Annotated in this window: 22 protein-coding genes and 2 riboswitches; of the genes, 10 read left to right on the plus strand and 12 right to left on the minus strand. The window is 69.3% G+C overall.

Annotated elements, in window-relative coordinates; all coding sequences use genetic code 11:
• Positions 1-15 precede the first annotated feature (15 nt).
• Both AC4D12_RS01380 and AC4D12_RS01385 read right to left on the minus strand, forming a co-directional pair.
• A complete protein-coding gene (locus AC4D12_RS01380; RefSeq protein ID WP_490947988.1) occupies positions 16-663 on the minus strand; it encodes a 4a-hydroxytetrahydrobiopterin dehydratase in 648 nt (215 codons plus the stop codon).
• A gap of 58 nt (positions 664-721) precedes the next feature.
• The gene (locus AC4D12_RS01385; protein WP_490947989.1) at positions 722-1,573 is read right to left on the minus strand and encodes a class I SAM-dependent methyltransferase; all 852 of its coding nucleotides are present in this window, start codon (positions 1,571-1,573) and stop codon (positions 722-724) included.
• 110 nt (positions 1,574-1,683) lie between these two features.
• Between AC4D12_RS01385 and AC4D12_RS01390 the strand changes: the two genes are divergently transcribed.
• Together AC4D12_RS01390 and AC4D12_RS01395 are read left to right on the plus strand one after the other, a co-directional pair.
• Complete coding sequence (locus AC4D12_RS01390; RefSeq protein ID WP_490947990.1) at positions 1,684-2,613, plus strand: aminoglycoside phosphotransferase family protein; 930 nt, start codon at positions 1,684-1,686, stop codon at positions 2,611-2,613.
• Between the two features lie 20 nt (positions 2,614-2,633).
• Positions 2,634-3,755 carry an FUSC family protein gene (locus tag AC4D12_RS01395; RefSeq protein ID WP_490947991.1) on the plus strand — a complete coding sequence of 374 codons (1,122 nt, stop codon included), beginning with the start codon at positions 2,634-2,636 and terminating at the stop codon, positions 3,753-3,755.
• A gap of 80 nt (positions 3,756-3,835) precedes the next feature.
• Here AC4D12_RS01395 and AC4D12_RS01400 read toward each other — a convergent pair whose 3' ends face one another.
• Positions 3,836-4,096 carry a DUF4235 domain-containing protein gene (locus AC4D12_RS01400; RefSeq protein WP_490947992.1) on the minus strand — a complete coding sequence of 87 codons (261 nt, stop codon included), beginning with the start codon at positions 4,094-4,096 and terminating at the stop codon, positions 3,836-3,838.
• A gap of 247 nt (positions 4,097-4,343) precedes the next feature.
• Positions 4,344-4,468, plus strand: a riboswitch (TPP riboswitch).
• A gap of 63 nt (positions 4,469-4,531) precedes the next feature.
• On the opposite strand from AC4D12_RS01400, the gene AC4D12_RS01405 reads away from it, so the two are divergent.
• From AC4D12_RS01405 to AC4D12_RS01415, 3 genes are read left to right on the plus strand one after another with little or no spacing between them, the layout of a single operon-like run.
• A complete protein-coding gene (locus AC4D12_RS01405) occupies positions 4,532-5,164 on the plus strand; it encodes an ECF transporter S component (RefSeq protein WP_490947993.1) in 633 nt (210 codons plus the stop codon).
• Entirely contained in the window at positions 5,161-6,660 is a 1,500-nt protein-coding gene (locus AC4D12_RS01410) for an ABC transporter ATP-binding protein (protein ID WP_490947994.1), read from the plus strand. The genes AC4D12_RS01405 and AC4D12_RS01410 overlap by 4 nt, the downstream gene beginning before the upstream one ends.
• Positions 6,661-6,685: 25 nt before the next feature.
• The gene (locus AC4D12_RS01415; RefSeq protein WP_490947995.1) at positions 6,686-7,483 is read left to right on the plus strand and encodes an energy-coupling factor transporter transmembrane component T family protein; all 798 of its coding nucleotides are present in this window, start codon (positions 6,686-6,688) and stop codon (positions 7,481-7,483) included.
• Between the two features lie 87 nt (positions 7,484-7,570).
• Here the strand turns inward: AC4D12_RS01415 and AC4D12_RS01420 are convergent, their stop codons facing one another.
• A complete protein-coding gene (locus tag AC4D12_RS01420) occupies positions 7,571-8,092 on the minus strand; it encodes a DEAD/DEAH box helicase family protein (protein WP_490947996.1) in 522 nt (173 codons plus the stop codon).
• A 25-nt stretch (positions 8,093-8,117) separates the two neighbouring features.
• On the opposite strand from AC4D12_RS01420, the gene AC4D12_RS01425 reads away from it, so the two are divergent.
• Complete coding sequence (locus AC4D12_RS01425; protein WP_490947997.1) at positions 8,118-8,687, plus strand: HIT family protein; 570 nt, start codon at positions 8,118-8,120, stop codon at positions 8,685-8,687.
• A 58-nt stretch (positions 8,688-8,745) separates the two neighbouring features.
• A complete protein-coding gene (locus AC4D12_RS01430) occupies positions 8,746-9,249 on the plus strand; it encodes a GNAT family N-acetyltransferase (protein WP_490947998.1) in 504 nt (167 codons plus the stop codon).
• Between the two features lie 44 nt (positions 9,250-9,293).
• On the opposite strand, the gene AC4D12_RS01435 is transcribed toward AC4D12_RS01430, so the two are convergent.
• The gene (locus tag AC4D12_RS01435; protein WP_490947999.1) at positions 9,294-9,851 is read right to left on the minus strand and encodes a dihydrofolate reductase family protein; all 558 of its coding nucleotides are present in this window, start codon (positions 9,849-9,851) and stop codon (positions 9,294-9,296) included.
• Positions 9,852-9,958: 107 nt separating this feature from the next.
• Here AC4D12_RS01435 and AC4D12_RS01440 point away from each other — a divergent pair, with 107 nt between their 5' ends.
• The gene (locus AC4D12_RS01440; protein ID WP_490948000.1) at positions 9,959-10,150 is read left to right on the plus strand and encodes a hypothetical protein; all 192 of its coding nucleotides are present in this window, start codon (positions 9,959-9,961) and stop codon (positions 10,148-10,150) included.
• A gap of 87 nt (positions 10,151-10,237) precedes the next feature.
• On the opposite strand, the gene AC4D12_RS01445 is transcribed toward AC4D12_RS01440, so the two are convergent.
• The 3 genes from AC4D12_RS01445 to AC4D12_RS01455 all read right to left on the minus strand — a co-directional run bounded on the left by AC4D12_RS01445 (position 10,238) and on the right by AC4D12_RS01455 (position 12,879).
• Complete coding sequence (locus tag AC4D12_RS01445; protein ID WP_490948001.1) at positions 10,238-10,897, minus strand: methionine ABC transporter permease; 660 nt, start codon at positions 10,895-10,897, stop codon at positions 10,238-10,240.
• On the minus strand, positions 10,897-11,925 hold the full coding sequence (locus AC4D12_RS01450) for a methionine ABC transporter ATP-binding protein (RefSeq protein ID WP_490948002.1): 1,029 nt from the start codon (positions 11,923-11,925) through the stop codon (positions 10,897-10,899). Before AC4D12_RS01450 ends, AC4D12_RS01445 begins: the two co-directional genes overlap by 1 nt.
• Before the next feature lie 66 nt (positions 11,926-11,991).
• Entirely contained in the window at positions 11,992-12,879 is an 888-nt protein-coding gene (locus tag AC4D12_RS01455) for a MetQ/NlpA family ABC transporter substrate-binding protein (protein ID WP_490948003.1), read from the minus strand.
• 180 nt (positions 12,880-13,059) lie between these two features.
• Positions 13,060-13,177: riboswitch (SAM riboswitch) on the minus strand.
• Positions 13,178-13,565: 388 nt separating this feature from the next.
• On the opposite strand from AC4D12_RS01455, the gene AC4D12_RS01460 reads away from it, so the two are divergent.
• A complete protein-coding gene (locus AC4D12_RS01460; protein ID WP_490948004.1) occupies positions 13,566-14,297 on the plus strand; it encodes a GAF and ANTAR domain-containing protein in 732 nt (243 codons plus the stop codon).
• Positions 14,297-14,560, plus strand: a complete 264-nt coding sequence (locus tag AC4D12_RS01465) for a hypothetical protein (protein WP_490948005.1) — start codon at positions 14,297-14,299, stop codon at positions 14,558-14,560. Before AC4D12_RS01460 ends, AC4D12_RS01465 begins: the two co-directional genes overlap by 1 nt.
• Before the next feature lie 69 nt (positions 14,561-14,629).
• Here AC4D12_RS01465 and AC4D12_RS01470 read toward each other — a convergent pair whose 3' ends face one another.
• The 4 genes from AC4D12_RS01470 to AC4D12_RS01485 all read right to left on the minus strand — a co-directional run bounded on the left by AC4D12_RS01470 (position 14,630) and on the right by AC4D12_RS01485 (position 17,008).
• Positions 14,630-14,965, minus strand: a complete 336-nt coding sequence (locus tag AC4D12_RS01470) for a hypothetical protein (RefSeq protein ID WP_490948006.1) — start codon at positions 14,963-14,965, stop codon at positions 14,630-14,632.
• Positions 14,966-15,309: 344 nt separating this feature from the next.
• Positions 15,310-16,188, minus strand: a complete 879-nt coding sequence (locus tag AC4D12_RS01475; RefSeq protein ID WP_490948007.1) for an aminodeoxychorismate lyase — start codon at positions 16,186-16,188, stop codon at positions 15,310-15,312.
• A gap of 87 nt (positions 16,189-16,275) precedes the next feature.
• Entirely contained in the window at positions 16,276-16,494 is a 219-nt protein-coding gene (locus AC4D12_RS01480) for a hypothetical protein (protein ID WP_490948008.1), read from the minus strand.
• 43 nt (positions 16,495-16,537) lie between these two features.
• A complete protein-coding gene (locus AC4D12_RS01485; RefSeq protein ID WP_490948009.1) occupies positions 16,538-17,008 on the minus strand; it encodes a MarR family winged helix-turn-helix transcriptional regulator in 471 nt (156 codons plus the stop codon).
• Positions 17,009-17,086 lie beyond the last annotated feature (78 nt).

Consider the following 17,086-nt stretch of genomic DNA (forward strand, 5'->3'; position numbering starts at 1 on the left):
TTCCGACGTGGAGCGTCAGCGCTCCAGCGCCGTGCAGACGCAGGCGCGGTTGCCCTCTGGATCCGCGAGGACGGTGAACGAGGGGGCCTGTGCGTCGTCGACCACGGTGCCGCCCGCAGTAACGGCCGCCGCGATGCGCGCCTCCGCGACGTCGTGTGGCACCCAGACGTCGAGGTGGAAGCGTTGCCGCGTGGTCTCGTGCGCATCGGTGTGCTGGAACCAGAGGAGGGGTACGCGACCGGTCGGGTCGGCGACGTCGTCGCCGTCCACGGTTCCGGCGTCGCCCGTGAGCAGTGCCGCCCAGAAGGGCCCGACGGCGGCGACGTCCGCGGTGTCCAGCGCGAGTTCCACGACGGTCGGCGCGGCGGGGTCGGCGGTGATGCCGCGCTCGCTCGCGAGGTCGCTGATGCGGCGGGCGAGGTCCACGTCGCGCTCCGACACGCCGCCTGCGTCGTGACTGAGGAGCGTGATGTCCACGTGCGGGTAGGTCAGGGAGATGTCCGGGTGGTGGTCGGCCTCGTCCGCGAGCTCCCCAATCGCGGAGACCAGGGCGAGGCCCGTGGTGAAGTCGCCGGTGCGGAACCGGGCGTGCAGGGCCTGGGCCAGCTGGCGCCAGTCGTCGAGGCCGGCGTCGAGGATCTGCTCTGCGGTGAGGGTGCTCATGCGGCCAGTATGTCCCGCCGTCGCGGTCGGGTCCACGGAAACGGTCTGGCCCGAAGCGTCAGGCCGAGGGCGGCTTCCGGGCCACGATCGTGTAGGTGCAGGGCACGAGGTCCCGCTCGCCCTCGGGCCAGGACCACCCGCCGGGTACCTCGACCATGCGCGAGGAGAAGCGCCACGGCAGCGTGGTCGCCTCGGCGACGTGCATGATCTGCAGGCCGGCCGCGATCAGGGACGTCAGGATCTCCGAGAGGGGGTGCGCCCACTGGTAGGTCCTGGAGTGCGCGAGCTTCCCGTCCCCCACGTAGGAGTGCTCCTCGTCCCACACCTGCGGTCCGCTCCCGAAGTACGGGTACCGCAGGACCAGCCCGGGTGCGTCCTCGTCGATCGAGTACAGCGAGGGGTGGCCGTCGCGGATGAAGAAGGTGCCGCCGTCGCGGAGGAGCGCGGCGACCTGCTGGGCCCAGCGCCCGAGGTCGGGCAGCCAGGTGACCGTCCCGATGCTCGTGTAGACGACGTCGAACTCGCCGACGACGGCGGCCCGCGCGTCGAGGACGTCCGTCTCGACCCAGGTGGCCTCGAGGCCGAGACGGTCCGCGAGCTGCGCCGCCGACTGGAGGGCGGGAGCGGAGAAGTCGACGCCGGTGACCCGCGCACCGGCGCGGACCAGGGAGAGGGTGTCGGTGCCGATGTGGCACTGGAGATGGCCGACGTCAAGCCCGGCCACGGAGCCGTCCGGCAGGAACGGCGCCAGGGCGGCGAGGTCCTCGCGAACCACTTCGCTGAGGTGTGCGGGGTCGTCGAAGGCATCGCGTGCGTAGGCCTCCTCGTGGAGCGGCACGCGGTCGTCCCAGTTGTCGCGGTTCTCAGCCCGGGCGGTCGCCCAGGGCACCGGGGCGGCGTCGTGTTCCATGCGGCCATCCTAGGCGGGGCGCTGCGGGGCCCCGGGTCCCGCCTGCTGCGAGCGTCGCGGCCCGCGGCATCCCCTGGCGCGCGCGGGGAATCTCCCGCTAGCGTGCCGCCATGACCTCCGACGCCCTGCTGATCGACGCCGACCTCGTGCGGAGCCTCCTCGCGGAACAGTTCCCCGACTGGGCAGGGCTCGACGTGCGGCCGGTCGACGAGGACGGCTGGGACAACCGGAGTTTCCGTGTGGGCGCCGGGCTCGTCGCCCGGCTGCCGTCCGCCGCGGGGTACGTGCCGCAGGTGCGGAAGGAGGCGCGCTGGCTGCCTGTTCTCCATGACGCCCTCCGCCTTCCCGTTCCCGAGGTGCTCGCGGTGGGCCGGCCGGGGTGCGGCTACCCCTTCGAATGGTCGGTGCGGCGCTGGATCCCGGGTACACCGGCGGCGTCGGGGAGCACGCTCGCCGACGCCGTCGCCGACGATCTCGCCGATTTCCTGCTGGAGCTACGGGCAGTGGCGCCCGTAGGACCTGCTCCCGGGGAGCACAGCGCCCTCCGCGGCGCACCCCTGGCGGTCCTGGACGGCGAGGTGCGAGCTGCCGTCGGAGGACTGGCAGCGCGGAGCGGCCCGCGGGTCGACGCCGAGGCGGCGCTCGCGGAATGGGCGGCAGCGCTCGCGGCAGAGGACGACGGCGGTCCGAGGTGGTTCCACGGCGACGTTGCGCCCGGCAACATCCTGCTGCGTGACGGGCGGCTGGGCGCGGTCATCGACTTCGGCTGCTGTGGCGTCGGCGACCCCGCCTGTGACCTCGCGGTTGCCTGGACCTCGCTGGCCGCACCTGCACGGGACCGGTTCCGTACCCGGCTGGCGTTGGGCGACGCCGAATGGCAGCGCGGCCGCGGGTGGGCGCTCTGGAAGGCGCTCATCACGCTCGAGGAACCCTCCCGGTCGGCCCAGGCGCGGCGGGTTCTCGCAGCGCTGGGGTTACCGGTCCGGGACGCAGATGACGGCCGGTCGCCGGACCGGGATCGGCTCGAACGGATGCCATGAGCGGGTGCGATACTGCGGAGATGGCCAGAACAAGGAGAACGACGGCCCATCGAGTCCTGGCTGCGCGTTTCGACGACGAGCTGAGGGACCGCCTGCGCGGAGCCGTGGTGAATCCGCAGCTCCTCCTGGCGGGCAAGGCGGCCCTCGCTGCCGCGCTCGCCTGGACGATCGCCCTCGCCCTGCCCGGTACGCCGTCGGACTACCCCTACTACGCACCGCTGGGAGCCCTGCTCGCGATGTACCCGACGGTGGCCGGGACGGTGAAGCTGGGGCTCCAGACGGTGGCCGGTCTCACGATCGGGATCGTGCTGGCCCACATCGCCGTCTGGGCCGCGGAGCCGAACTGGCTGACGATCGCCTTCGTCGTCGGAGTGGGTGTGCTGCTCGCAGGTAGTCTCCGACGAACGGCGGGAGGCGGCTCCGGCATCGCGTCGGCGGGCCTTTTCGTTCTCGTCATCGGCAACGAGGACCTCGGCTACTCCCTCGGCTACTTCGTGCAGACGGTGGTCGGAGTAGGGGTGGGTCTGGCTGTCAGCGCGCTCATCCTGCCTCCGCTGAACCTCGACGACGCCGTGGGGCGCATCAGCGGCCTGCGGCGGACGGCTGCCGCAGAACTGCGCGCGATGGGGGAGGCGCTGCAGGAGGAATGGGCGGCGGACGATGCCCGGTGGGCGCAGCACCGGGAGGACCTGACGACCTCGGCCCGGAATGCCCGGGACGCGCTGCAGTATGCGGACGAGAGCCGGAAGGGCAACGTCCGGCGACGCCGCCACCCGCGTGACCTGCGGCGGGACCATCGACAGGTCGAAGTACTCGAGGTGGTCGCCTCGCACACCTTCAACATCACGAACATGCTGCAGGACGCACTGCACGGGACGTCCCGTGAGCGTCCTCTACCGGCGTCCGTCCGGCCGACGCTGCAGCGGGCGTTCACGGCGGTCGGCGATGTACTCGACCTCTGGACCGTGGAGGAGAGCGACGCCGAGACGCTGGAGGCAGCCGAGCAAGCGCTCAAGGACCTCGAACTCGCGGCCTACGAGGCGTCGTCCAGGGACGTCCCCTTCGGTGCCGCAGCGGCCATCGGCATGAGTCTGCACCGCATCCTCCAGGCGGTCATGCCGGAGCTGCGCGCCCAGAACTGAAGCGCCGGGACGTCTGATGACGATGGCCGCCCGTCAGCCGTTCCCGACGGCACCAGGTCACCGTTCCCGGCGGCCCCAGCTCAGGTGAGGTCGCGGGTCTTCGAGAAGCGCTTGATGGCCCGCTGGGTGGAGCGGTTCGTCAGCACCTGGATGATGGTGCTCACCGCGCCGGAGATGACAGCGAAGATCAGGGCCGAGCGGAGCGTGTTCTCGAGCCCGTCCTTGCTCTTGGGCGGTGCCTCGCCGGTGATCTTCTGCCACAGGAAGTCGACGAGCTTGGTGCCGACGAAGCCCGCACCCGCGCTGAGTCCCACACCGAGCAGCTTGAACACAACGTCCATGATTTCTCCTTCTGAGTTGTCGTCGTCCTTCGTCCACCCTAGCCCGGCTCCTGCGGCGTCGCAGCGGGTCTTCCGCGGCGATGGGACGCGTGCGCTCCCGCTCCGGAGCGGGCACGTGACACGATCACCGCGCCGGTGACTACACCGCTCACCCGACCTGGAAGAGCGCCACGACGACTGATCCTGCGGGCGCACTCTGCCGCCGAGCGGCCGGCACGTCAGGTGTAGGATCGTGAACGCTCTAGCAACGAAACGACAGGGGAGCGCAGATCCGCGGTACGCCGCCGGATCGGGCGCTGAGAGTGCGGACCACCGCAGACCCTCGAACCTGATCCGGTTAGTACCGGCGAAGGGAGTCGAGTTCTCAGAGTGCTCGGCTGCCGCATCCGCTGCTCGCCCGGCACTCTCCCCTCCTGTACCTCAGGAGGAAGCACCATGGCATCATCCACATCCCCATCGACGTCCCGATCAACGTCGCGAAGCGGCGCAGCCCCCTCCACCCGGCAGTGGCGCGTCGTCGACATCGTGGTGGCCTCGGTCATCGCGGTCGCCGTCGGCGTCGTCTTCGCCGCCTGGTCGGCCGGTTACAGCGGCATCAGCGTGCTCACGGCAGGCTTCCCGCCCCTCTCGGGCCTCTACACCGGCGGGTGGCTGATCGCCGGAGTGCTCGGCGGCCTGATCATCCGCAAGCCCGGCGCGGCCATCTACTGCGAGGTGCTCGCGGCCACGGTGTCCGCCCTCATCGGCACGCAGTGGGGCATGGCGACCCTGCTCTCGGGGGCCATCCAGGGCGCGGGTGCAGAGCTCGTGTTCCTGCTGTTCGCCTACCGGAAGTGGAACCTCTCCGTGGCCCTGCTCGCAGGCCTCGGCGCCGGCCTTGCCCTCTCGATCAGCGAGAACATCCTCTACAACACGCTCTGGACCATCGAGTTCAAGCTCATGTACGTGGTGTTCGCGAGCATCTCGGGCGTGGTCATCGCCGGTCTGCTCAGCTGGCTGGCCCTCCGCGGGCTCGCGAAGACGGGCGTCCTGTCCGCTTTCGCCGCAGGCCGCACGGCGGACGTGTGACACCAGCGCACACGCCGGCCCCAGATGCGGTGTACGTCCGCGCCCGGGGCTGGGGGTGGCGCCATGCGGGCCGGAAGGCGTTCGCCGCCCGTCACCTCGATCTCGACATCGCACCGGGCGAGCGTGTGCTGCTCCTCGGGGCGTCCGGAGCCGGCAAATCGACCGTGCTCCACGGCCTCGCCGGGCTGCTCGGCGCGCACGACGAAGGTGAGCAGGAAGGTGAGCTGACGCTCGACGGCGCCCACCCCGCTGCGGCCCGCGGGAGGGCCGGGCTCGTGCTGCAGGATCCCGAGACGCAGGTGGTCCTGGCGCGTGTCGGCGATGAAGTGGCCTTCGCCGCCGAGAACCTCGCCGTCCCGCGGGAGGAGATCTGGCGGCGCGTGAGCCGCGCCCTCGACGCCGTCGGACTGGACCTGCCGCTCGATCACCCGACCACGGCGCTCTCCGGCGGCCAGAAGCAACGGCTCGCCCTCGCCTCGGTGCTCGCCATGGAGCCCGGGCTGCTCCTGCTCGACGAGCCGACCGCGAACCTGGATCCCGAGGGAGTCCTCGAGGTCCGCGACGCCGTGGTCCGTGTCCTCGACCGCACGGGTGCCACGCTCGTGGTCGTCGAGCACCGCGTGGCGGTCTGGGCGGACGTGGTGGATCGCGTGATCGTGCTCGACGCCGACGGTGGGGCGCTCGCGGACGGTCCTCCCGGCGTCGTGCTCGCCGAGCGCACCACGCGCGCCCGGCTCGTCGCGGCCGGCGTGTGGGTGCCCGGGCACCGGCCGGTGGTGGGCGGGCCGCAGCCGCGGGGCGCCGCTTCACTCGATGAGCCGCTGCTGACGGCGCATTCCCTGTCCGTCGCCCGCACCAAGCGGGGACCGGCGGCGGTGACGGAGCTCGACGTCACCGTGAGCGCCGGGGCTGCCCTCGGCATCACGGGGCCGAACGGTGCCGGGAAGTCGACGGCGGCACTCACCCTCGGCGGCCTGCTCCGGCCGCGCGGGGGAGCGGTGACAGCGGGCCCGGCACTCGCCGGCGACGCCGGAGAGGATCCGTTCCGATGGCGATCCACCCAGCTGGTGGAGCGCATCGGCACGGTGTTCCAGGAGCCCGAACACCAGTTCCTGACACCGACGGTGGGGGAGGAACTAGCGTTCGGGCCGGAGCGCGTGGGCGGCGCGGACGTGTCGGGCAGGGTCGATCGTCTGGCCGAGCGGCTGCGCCTGACGCATCTGCTGCAGGCCAACCCGTTCACGCTCTCGGGCGGTGAGAAGCGGCGCCTCTCCGTCGCGACGATGCTCGCCACCGCGCCCCGCGTGCTGATCCTCGACGAGCCGACCTTCGGCCAGGACGCACTCACCTGGGCGGAACTCGTCACGCTCCTGCGTGAACTGATCGACGACGGCGTGGCCGTGGTCTCCGTGACGCACGACGCCGAGTTCGTGGCGGCGCTCGGCGGAGCCACCCTCTACATCGCGGCAGGTACCGGAACGCTGGTGGCGCGGTGACCGCCGTCGCCCCGGGACGTGCCGCATGAGTGCGGACGCCCTGACGCCCGTCCTGACCGGGCGCACCCTCGTGCGCGCCAACCCGGTGTCGAAGCTGTTCGCGGCGACCGTCATCACGCTGGTGCTCCTGGCGAGCATCGACTGGGTGAGCGCCGCCGTCGTCCTCACCGCCGAGGTGCTGCTCATGCCCCTGCTCGGCATCAGCGTGGTGGGGCTCGCGCGGCGCATCTGGCCGCTCCTGATCGCCGCCGCGCTCGGCGCGTACGGCACCGCACTGCTGGCGGAGAAGACGGGCGGGGTACTGCTCGACGTCGGCCCGTTCCTGTTCACCGAGGGCTCCGTCGCGGCCGGGATCGCGGTGGGGTTGCGCGGGCTCGCGCTCGCGCTGCCGGGCATCTTCATCCTGCTCACCACCGACCCCACGGACCTCGCCGACGCCCTCGCCCAGAAGCTGCACCTGCCGCACCGTTTCGTCCTCGGCGGGCTGGCATCGCTCCGGCTCGTCGGCCTGCTGGTGGAGCAGTGGGAGACGCTCGGACTCGCCCGGCACGCACGCGGCGTCGGGTCGGGCGGCTCGGTCGTGGCGCGGGCGCGGAACCTGATGGGGCAGTCGTTCGGCCTGATCGTGCAGGCCATCCGACGCGCCACACGCCTCGCGACGGCGATGGAGGCGCGCGGGTTCGGCGGAGCGGCGCGCACCTGGGCGCGGGAGAGCACCTACTCCCGGCTCGACGCCGTCGTGGCCGCCGTGGGGCTCGTGATCGCTGCGGGCGCGGCGACGGCGGCGGTGCTCGCCGGGACATGGAACTTCATCCTGTCCTGAGCCGCCGCACGGGCCTCGGCCCGCTCTCCGACATTCCCTGCTCCGGTACTACTGCTTCCCGCGGAAGACCAGGAGCGCCCACGGTTGTCACGGGACTCGTGGAGCCCCACTCAGAGTGAGGATGGTGTCTACGACGACGTCGAGTGGCGCGGTCGCGTCGATCACGACGTCCCAACCGGACACGATTCCCCGGTCGCCGTTCAGGCGCATGATCAACTCGCGCTCCGCGTGACGCCCAGCTCCTCCCCACTCGTCGTCGGAATGTTGATCCAACCGGTGCGCGAGGGTGTCGGCGTCGACCTGCAGAACGAACACGCCGTCGAAGACATCGAGGAAGGAACGGACGTTCCGTGATCCGCTACAGAAGAAGGTCACGTCCGCCTGCTGATCCGCAGCGAGCGCTCTGACCTTCGCCACGTCCCACACGTAATGGTCATGGGCGGCGGTGCCCGTGATCCCGGTGGCTGGTGCGCCTGTCAGCGGGTCGCCCTGGTAGGCGAGCTCCCGGTCACCGTGGATCGAGTGGTAGCCGCCTCTCGCCAACTCCTCGCAGACGGCCGTCTTCCCGGTCCCGGATCCGCCCTCGATCAGAAAGTTCCGTGTGCCCACACTGAAGGGTAGCCAGTGATCCGCGATGCTGATCACCCTGCTGAAGGAGAATCGACGGATGAGGGAACGACGCAGTTTTGATCGAGCGATGTACGACCAGCGGGTCTCGGCCGGTCCGTGTTTCGTGTGTGCGACGGTGCAGCGCCATCCCGACTATGTCCATGACGTGCTGTTCGACGACGATCGGACCATCGCATTCCTGTCCAGATACCCCACGCTGGTGGGTTACGTGATCGTGGCGCCGAAAGCCCACGTCGAGCGGTGGGAGACACAAAGCGTCGACGATCACCTCGCAGTGCAGAGGGTCCTCCATCAGGTGGCGCGCGCTTTGTCAGCCACCTTGCCGACTGAACGCATCTACGTCCTGAGTCTCGGCAGTCGCCAGGGGAACGCGCATGTTCACTGGCACGTGGCTCCCTTGCCGCCTGGAGTGCCGTACGACCACCAGCAGTTCGCAGCGGTGATGAGCGAGAACGGGGTCATCGACATGTCCGCGGCGGAGCAGTCGACTCTGGCGAGCATGCTCCGACATCACCTGCAGAGCAGTGACGAGGCCGAACGGCGTCCGCAGGGCCGCTCCGAAGCGGACCTGTAGACGGAGGGCGATAGACTGCAGTCCGGAGCCTTCACCCCACCGGGTGGAGGCTTTTTTCATGACCACTTCTCACAGACCCCTCGCCGTCGTCGCTGCGGGCGAGGACGATCGTCCGGTGCTCGAACAGCTCTGGACGATGTTCCGACACGACATGTCGGCGTTCACCGGAGCGCTCCCCGATGACCACGGGCGGTTCCGTCAAGAACGTCTCGACGCAGCGTTGGGCGAGCCGGGCTGGGCAGCTTTCCTTGTCCGGCTGGGTGCCGCGCCCGTCGGCCTGGCCGTTGTCCGCGGACTCAATTCTGCCGACCACATCATCAGCAGCTTCTTCATCGTCCAGGGCGCGCGGAGATCGGGAGTTGGGCGAGCTGCCATGAATCTGGTGATCGGGCAGAGTCCGGGCCGGTGGTCAGTGGCGTTCCAGGACAAGAACGCCCCGGCTGCCCGCTTCTGGATGACCGTGGCCGCTGCGCATGATGATCGCTGGGAGCTGGTGCATCGCGACGTGCCGGGGCGACCCGACCTTCCAGCGGACGCATGGATCCATTTCGCTGTCCGATAACGGATGCGCCACCGCTCGAGTACGAGCCGGGGAAGCCGGCACCGCTACTGCCCGGGCGACGACGAGCCGGCGACCGGGACGTAGCGTTCTGCCCGCACCCCCGAGGCGAAGTCGGTGATCCCCACGAGCCGCAGGTCGAGCGGCTTGGCGAGTCCCTCGAAGAGCCGTGGCCCGTGGCCGACGAGCGTCGGGGACACGACGAACTCGTACTCGTCGATGAGTCCCGCGTCGGCGAGGGCGAGAGGCAGCGTGACGCCGCCGACGTACAGCCCGTCACCCGGTTGCTCCTTCAACGTCCTGACCGCCTCGACAGGGTCGCCGGTGAGCGACTCGGTGTTCCACCCGTCCGGTTCGCGGGTACTCGACACCAGGTACTTCTTGGCCGCGCTGATGGACTCCTTGAACGGCTTCATCCAGGGCGGCAGGTCCTCAGCCGTCCGCCAGAACTCCATCAACTCGTACGTGGTGCGGCCGAGGATGATGGCGTCGGCGCGGGCGATGGTCTGCGCCGCGTGGTGATGGGTCTCCTCGTCCACGGTGCCGGCCGTGTGGTCGACACAGCCGTCGAGCGAGACGTTGATCGAATAGCGCAGAGGTCGCATCGACAAAGGATCACACGCGGGCCTGTCGCGCGGATAGCACAGGACTTCGGAGCGGAACAGACTGACGCCCCACGGGGAGGTCACGGGGTGGTGAGTAGGATCGGGAAATGACCAGCACCGAGAACGATCCGCTGCCCTACCCGGAATTCAACGATGCGGGCGAGCGGAATCCGGTCCGCCATCCACTGACGGAGGCCTCCGAGCAGTGGGAGGTGGACACGGTCCAGGCTGCGGAGTCCCTGGAGCCCGAGGAGCCGTGGAGCCTCGGCACGCCCACGGCCGAACCGGAGGAGAACTAGCCACTACTCTCCGGAGTCGGTCGGTGAGGGTCGCGGTACCACGTCCTGCATCCGCCCCGGGGCGGCTGTCGCGAGCCGCCCCACCCGTCAGCGCCGCAGGGCCTTCCGCGCCAATCCGTTGCCGAGGAACTGCACGGCCTGCACCAGGATGATGATCACGATGACCGCAGCCCAGGTGACCCACGGGTTGAACTGCCGGTAGCCGTACTGGATGGCGAAGTTTCCGAGCCCGCCGCCACCCACCACGCCTGCGACCGCCGACATGTCTACAAGGGCCACCACGATGAACGTGTAGCCGAGGATCAGCGGACCGAGAGCCTCGGGGATGAGGATCGTGAGGATGATCCGTAGGCGGCCTGCTCCCACCGATCGCGCCGCCTCGATGACGCCGGGCTGGACCGTCAGGAGGTTCTGCTCCACGATGCGGCTGATCCCGAAGGCCGCCGCGAGGGAGAGCGTGAAGATGATGGCGCTGTTCCCGATACCCGTGCCCGTCACCAGGCGCGCCAGGGGTTGCGCCGCCGCGAGGAAGATGATGAACGGGATGGGCCGGAAGATGTTGACCACCAGGTTCAGAACACCGAACACGGGCCGGTTCCCGAGGATGCTGCCGGCCCGCGTGGTGTAGAGGCCGAGCCCCAGCAGCAGGCCGCCGAGCCCGCCGAACAGCAGGCTGAGTCCCACGATGTAGAGCGTCTCGTACGTGGCCTCCCAGAGAAGAGGCGTCAGTGGGATGAGGTCGTCCATCAGGAGAGCTCCTTCACGGTGGTGCGAGCGGCGAGGCCGGCCAGCGCGGCGTCCACCTGGGCGTCGGGTCCGGTGAGGGCGAGTGTGAGGTGTCCGAAGGCGCGGCCGCGGATGTCGTTGATGCCGCCGTAGATCAGTTCGAACTCGACGCCGGCGGAGGCCAGTTCCAGGAAGACGGAGGCCTGCGAGGCGTCGCCGTCGCGGAAGGAGAAGGTCACGATGCGCCCTGCGTGGCGCTCGCGGAGCGCCGCGAGTTCGTCCGGAGCGGGGATGCCGCGCACCACGGTGGAGACGAACCGCTGTGAGGAGGCCTCCTGCGGGTCAGAGTAGACGTCGAACACGTTTCCCTGCTCCACGATGCGCCCCCGGTCCATCACAGCCACCTTCGTGGCCAGCGTCTGGATGACATCCATCTCGTGCGTGATGACCACGATCGTGATGCCGAGGTCCTCGTTCACGCGTCGGAGGAGCCGGAGCACCTCGTGCGTGGTCTCGGGGTCGAGTGCGGAGGTCGCCTCGTCCGCGAGCAGGATCTTCGGCGAGGTGGCCAGTGCCCGGGCTATCCCCACCCGCTGCTTCTGCCCGCCGGAGAGCTGCTCCGGGTAGGCGGAGGCTTTGTCGGCGAGGCCCACGAAGGCGAGCAGTTCGGTGACCCGGGCCTGGATCTCGTCCCGGCTCCTGCCGGCCACGCGCAGCGGGTACGCCACGTTGTTGAACACCGTCTTCGCGCTGAAGAGGTTGAACTGCTGGAAGATCATGCCGATGTCGAGGCGCAGTTTCCGCAGCCGGCGGTCGGGGACGCCGGTGACCTGCTGGCCGTCGACGACGATCTCGCCCGACGTGGTGCTCTCCAGGGCGTTGATGAGGCGGACGAGCGTGCTCTTGCCCGCTCCCGAGTAGCCGATGATGCCGAAGATCTCGCCGGCTTCGATGTCCAGGCTGACGTCGTCGATCGCGGTGACCGGGGGATCGCCCCGGCGGGCCGCGGGAAAGCTCTTGGTGACGTTCCGCAGTTCGATGAGCGGCATGGTCGCCTTTCTGACATGCCGACGGCCGGCCGGGGTGCGGCCGGCCGTCGGAGGGTGGTGGAGCGGTCAGCCCTGGGCGCGGGTGTCTTCCTCGACGCGCTCGAGGGTGGACTGGAGCTCCTCGGCGGGCACCTTCACGAACTCGGCCGTCCCGCCCGAGGTCTCCTGGACGTCGTCGAGCACGGCCTGCGTGTCCTGGTAGATGCTGACGAGGCGCTGGTAGGTCTCGTTGTCCTTCTCCCCGCTTTGGGAGGCGAACACGTTGACGTAGGCTGCGGCCGCCGGGTCCGTCGGGTCGTCCTTCGCGATGGCGTCATCGAAGCTGAGCCCGGCGTCCTGCACGAAATCGTTGTTGATGATGGCTGCTGCGACGTCAGGGAGCGACGTCGGGGTGAGCGCGGCATCCAGCGTGGTGACGGTGACGCGGGATTCGTCGGCGATCACGTCGTCGATCGTGGAGAACGCGCTGCCGCCGTCGCGCAGGGTCAACAGACCGGCCGACTGCGCGACGAGGAGGCCACGCGCGAGGTTCGACTCGTCGTTGGGGATGGCGATGGTGGCGCCGTCGGGGATGTCCTCGACGGACTCGTACTGGGTGGAGTAGAGGCCCAGCGGGTAGATGGCGGTGGAGCCGACGGGCACGAGGTCGGACTCGCTCGAGACGTTGTAGCGCGCGAGGTACACCAGGTGCTGGAACTGGTTGAGGTCCAGCTCGCCCTCGGAGAGCGTGGGGTTGGGCTGCGTGTACTCGGCGAAGTCGACGATCTCCACGGAGATGCCTTCGTCCTCGGCGGCCTGTGTGAACGCGGCCCACTCGGGGTCACTGGCGCCGACGACGCCGATGCGGACGGTCTCGGAGCCACCTGCGGCGTCTCCGCCGGAGAGGCCGCAGGCGGTGGTCAGGGCGAGGAGGGGGACGACGGCGGCGGCGAGCAGCCTGCGTGAGGTGATCATGGGTGTGTCCTTCGAGATGGCACGGCGGTACCGCGGAACTGCAGGGGGGCGTGACGAGGGAGGGCGCGCTGCCGACGGGGCAGCGACGAGGTGGGAATGACTTTCAGGTGACACGCTCGCTGTTCTGGGCTGAGCGTTGGGCGGTCCCTCCAGGGACAAGACCCCTCGGAGGACCGCACGACGCCGTACTTGCCAACCGGGGGACTTGACCCGGCGGCCCAATCTTCACCTGGAGCACCCCACTACGGGAGAGGGTTGCTGTCCAGCCGGCCAGGGCCTGTGGCTGGAACTCATGATTGCTAGGACGACGCTAGGACATCGGAGCGCGGCGGGTCAAAAAGGCCGGGGGAAGGAGCGTCATGCAGCGCCATATCGAGCGCCGTCGGGCAGTCGGGCCGATCCAGATGGACCGTGCCGGACGACGTGGTCCACGGGTCCCGCCTGCCGCAGGTGCAAAGCCTTTCGACGCCGGTGACGCGAACGGTCGCTCGAAGCGGGATCGGCTCACGGGTGCTGACGGACGGGCAGACGCGTCGCTGGGCCGGTTGGTCCGACACCGCCGGTTTGTCTTATACTCGACGTCGGTTTTCCGTCTCAGTGGAGTCCGATGGGGTTGAGCAGCCGGCTTCCAACCTGCAGGGGTCATACCCTGATCAGGTCGATGCAGCGCAGTTGAAAGCTCCCCCGTGAAGACGACACCACCCGCCCCTGAGCTCCTGGAGATCTTCGGGCGCACCTACGGATACCTCCTGACAGAGCAGACCGCTCATGACGCAGTCGACGGTCTTGCGGAAGTCGCCCGCGACGCCATCGGCGCCGCGCAGGGCGCAGGGGTGAGCGTTCTCAGCCATGATGGGAGGCGGTTGAGCGTCGGCGCGACGGACGAGGACGTGCTCGAAGCAGATGACCTGCAGTACGAGTTCGGTGAGGGCCCTTGCTTCGCCGCCTGGTCCACCGGTACCCCCGTCATCATCGAGGACACCCACGCCGATGAACGGTGGCCACAGTGGACGGCCGCGGCAGCTTCTTCTGGGATCCGGTCCTGCCTCAGCGTGCCGTTGATGCGCAAGAAGGAGGGGCTGGGTGCGATGAAGGTCTACTCCGACCAGCCCAACGCGTTCACCAGTAACGATCAGCGGATCCTGACGAATCTCGCCCGGGCCTCAGCGGTCCTGCTGGGACACATCCAGACCAGCGACACCCCGCAGCGCATCAGCGACGAAGTCAAAGCGTCTCTTGCCGACCGGGACACCGTAGGTATCGCCCGTGGTGTCCTCATGGAACGACTGGGTATCGACAAGCAGACAGCGATGGAGCACCTGGTCGAACTCGCGGCTGAGGAGAACACGTCGGTCACGGTGATCGCGGCCCGGCTCAGCGAGCGGTCGGATGGGCCAGGCGCCGTCAGCGGTCCGTGATGATCAAGCTGCCACCCGAAGAACAACGCCTGCGCACGCTCGAAGCCATCCATCAGAGTGGGCTCCACATGGAGGACGTCTGGATCCACTACTTCTCCATCGGCGGTGACGTCGACGAATTCCAACTCGACGGGTATCTCCGTGGTCTGATCAGCGCGAGAAGCTCCGACCGGAACCTCATCTCCCATGCAGTCAACGAGTTGATCAGCGACCTGCCGCGTCCGGCTGCGCCCTACAACGACGAGGCCAGGTCCGACTTCTGACGCTGGGACTCCCGGACGGGACGCCTGATGAGCGTGTATCAGCTCCGCATCGGGCGGGTTCCTCGGTCGTCAGTGCACGTCGCCGACCTGGTCACCCCAGCTGGGCGTCGCTGGTTGTCCGACCAGCGCATCGAGTATCTTGCGAGCCCTCCTGGTGTAATCCCTGACATCGAACTCGTCACCGCGGCTGTAGATCGTGCCGAGCGTGAAAGCGATGCGTTCGACCGTCTCGTCGTCGATGGTGATCCGATGAATGCCCCGCTCGGAGTCGGCGGCATCCGCGGCGGAGATGGCCCGGGTGATGCGCTCGGGGGTGGTCGCGTCGGGTGACTGGGTGAAGGCGTCGAGAGCCGATCTGACCCGGGGGTCGAGGGGCGCCCGGTCGGTGACGGTCTCGGTGCTCATCCGGATACCGTACTTCTCCGACAGGAGAAAGACGGTATCCCGACGTGCCCCGAGCTCCGATGGCCCACGGTCCTGTCGCCCAGAGGTTATGACGAGCGTGATCGGCAGCGTGCCGCTCGCGGCAGCGTCTGCTCTGTCAGCAGCCGTCCATGGGAAGGCTCCGGGATCGGCGATGATCGGTACGCGGCGATGTACTCTGCTGGTTGCTGTCCCCAGGGGTACCAGGACCCGTTCATCTCGTGCGCGAAGCGGGCGATCACGGCGAACGAGACGTGAGACCACGCCCCCGACGTACGGGCAGGGCCCCCTCTGTGGAGCGGGATCACAGCGTTCAGCCGAGCGGCTCAGACGAAGCGGTCCACCAGGTCACTGAGCTCCGCGGTCAGCGACGGCGAGGTGCGGAGCTCCTGCCCGTCGAGTGACAGCACGGGAGCGAGCAGCCGGATGCTCGAGATGAGCCACACGGCGTCGGCGTCGAGGAGGTGATGCGGCTCGAGCGGGCCGTACCCGAGCTCCCAGCCTTCCCTCTTCGCCGCGGCGAAGAGCGCGCTCTGCGATGTCCCGGCGAGGATGCCGCTCTCGAGCTGCGGGGTGAGCAGTGTCTTCACACCGTCGCGGTCATGGGCGAGGAGAACGGTCGACGTCGGGCCCTCGAGCACCTTGCCGTCGGACGAGGTGAAGATGACGTCGTCGGCGCCCTGCGCTTTTGCGTAGCGGACCGCGGCCATGTTGACGGCGTAGGAGAGCGTCTTGGCGCCCATCAGCAGCCACGGCGCGCGCTGCGCCACCGTGCTGTCGTACCCGCGTTCGAGGAACAGGACCTTCAGGCCGGCCTCGCGCTGCCGGACGGTCGCGGCGGGCACCGGCGCCACCTGGACCCACGCCGTCGCGCGCCCCGAGCCCTCGACACCGCGCGTGGCCATCAGCTTCACGACGGCGGTGGTCCGCTCCGGTTCGGCCGCTGCGAACGCGCGGAGCCCGGTGCGGATGGCACGGCCCCAGGCATCGGCGTCGGGCACGGTCAGGTCCAGGGCCGCGGCCGACGACGCCAGCCGGTCCAGGTGCGCCTGCTCCTTACGCGGTGCCCCGTCCACGGCGAGCATCGACTCGAAGATGCCGTCGCCGCGCGTGGCTCCGAGATCGGTGGCCATGAGCTGTGGTTGCGTCGCGTCGACGACCCTGCCGTCGCGATGTGCCGGGTCGAGGAACACGAGGACTGTCATGACGGACAGCGTATCCGCACCTTCCCGCCGGCCAGTGGAGGTCGGTGCGGCACAGCCGTTCGGCGCCCGCTGCAGGCCAGGGCGTCGCTAGTCCTCCGTGGGCTTGCGGGGGGTCAGGTAGGTGGAGCCGTCCGGGTTCCTGACCACCGTCCACTGCTCGAGCTCGGCCTGGCGGCGGTGTTGCGCCTCGTCGTCCTGGTAGACGATCGGCCCCGCCGTCGAGCCTCCTTGCGCCGGCCCGAAGAACATCCTCAATTTGCCGGTCGCCGCCATGAAGCGGGCCGAGAAGGGTTCCTTCTCGCTCATCGTCGTGTCCTTCCTGTCGGGTGGTGGCGGGGGATAGAAGGCGTCACGGGGTGCGCGCCGGGCGACCGGGCAACGTGGTCCCTGTGGCGCTGATGATGCCGTGCATCGCGTCGTTCAGGGCGTCGACCTGGGCACGGCTCAGGCCGAGCCGCTGCATCATGGTGGTCGGGACGGTGACGGCCCGCTCGCGGAGGGCAGTCCCCGCCGCGGTGAGATCCACCGCGAGGGCACGCTCGTTGCCGGGAACGCGGGTGCGCGTCAGCAGGCCGAGGGCCTCGAGCCGCTTGAGCATGGGCGAGAGCGTCGCCGATTCCAGGGCGAGGGCCTCGCCGATGGAGCGTACGGTCCGCGGGCTCTCCTCCCACAGGGCGAGCATCACCAGGTACTGCGGGTGGGTGAGGTTCAGGTCCTCGAGGACCGGCCGGTAGGCACCGATCACGCTGCGCGAGGCGACGGACAGCGCGAAGCACAACTGCCGCTCAAGGAGGAGGTCGTCGTCGTTCTGGGGACTCATGAATGATCCTGTCGGGAATACTGTTAGTGTACTAACTATTAGGATACTATACATCGAACGAGCCACCGAGAGGCCCCT

The organism is Arthrobacter sp. TJ-266 (assembly GCF_058269115.1).

Coding starts and splice junctions, on each gene's coding strand:
- AC4D12_RS01380 (WP_490947988.1), bottom strand. CDS start 663: ATGAGCACCCTCACCGCAGAGCAGATCCTCGACGCCGGCCTCGACGAC.
- AC4D12_RS01385 (WP_490947989.1), bottom strand. CDS start 1,573: ATGGAACACGACGCCGCCCCGGTGCCCTGGGCGACCGCCCGGGCTGAG.
- AC4D12_RS01390 (WP_490947990.1), top strand. CDS start 1,684: ATGACCTCCGACGCCCTGCTGATCGACGCCGACCTCGTGCGGAGCCTC.
- AC4D12_RS01395 (WP_490947991.1), top strand. CDS start 2,634: ATGGCCAGAACAAGGAGAACGACGGCCCATCGAGTCCTGGCTGCGCGT.
- AC4D12_RS01400 (WP_490947992.1), bottom strand. CDS start 4,096: ATGGACGTTGTGTTCAAGCTGCTCGGTGTGGGACTCAGCGCGGGTGCG.
- AC4D12_RS01405 (WP_490947993.1), top strand. CDS start 4,532: ATGGCATCATCCACATCCCCATCGACGTCCCGATCAACGTCGCGAAGC.
- AC4D12_RS01415 (WP_490947995.1), top strand. CDS start 6,686: ATGAGTGCGGACGCCCTGACGCCCGTCCTGACCGGGCGCACCCTCGTG.
- AC4D12_RS01425 (WP_490947997.1), top strand. CDS start 8,118: ATGCTGATCACCCTGCTGAAGGAGAATCGACGGATGAGGGAACGACGC.
- AC4D12_RS01430 (WP_490947998.1), top strand. CDS start 8,746: ATGACCACTTCTCACAGACCCCTCGCCGTCGTCGCTGCGGGCGAGGAC.
- AC4D12_RS01435 (WP_490947999.1), bottom strand. CDS start 9,851: ATGCGACCTCTGCGCTATTCGATCAACGTCTCGCTCGACGGCTGTGTC.
- AC4D12_RS01440 (WP_490948000.1), top strand. CDS start 9,959: ATGACCAGCACCGAGAACGATCCGCTGCCCTACCCGGAATTCAACGAT.
- AC4D12_RS01445 (WP_490948001.1), bottom strand. CDS start 10,897: ATGGACGACCTCATCCCACTGACGCCTCTTCTCTGGGAGGCCACGTAC.
- AC4D12_RS01450 (WP_490948002.1), bottom strand. CDS start 11,925: ATGCCGCTCATCGAACTGCGGAACGTCACCAAGAGCTTTCCCGCGGCC.
- AC4D12_RS01455 (WP_490948003.1), bottom strand. CDS start 12,879: ATGATCACCTCACGCAGGCTGCTCGCCGCCGCCGTCGTCCCCCTCCTC.
- AC4D12_RS01465 (WP_490948005.1), top strand. CDS start 14,297: ATGATCAAGCTGCCACCCGAAGAACAACGCCTGCGCACGCTCGAAGCC.
- AC4D12_RS01470 (WP_490948006.1), bottom strand. CDS start 14,965: ATGAGCACCGAGACCGTCACCGACCGGGCGCCCCTCGACCCCCGGGTC.
- AC4D12_RS01475 (WP_490948007.1), bottom strand. CDS start 16,188: ATGACAGTCCTCGTGTTCCTCGACCCGGCACATCGCGACGGCAGGGTC.
- AC4D12_RS01480 (WP_490948008.1), bottom strand. CDS start 16,494: ATGAGCGAGAAGGAACCCTTCTCGGCCCGCTTCATGGCGGCGACCGGC.
- AC4D12_RS01485 (WP_490948009.1), bottom strand. CDS start 17,008: ATGAGTCCCCAGAACGACGACGACCTCCTCCTTGAGCGGCAGTTGTGC.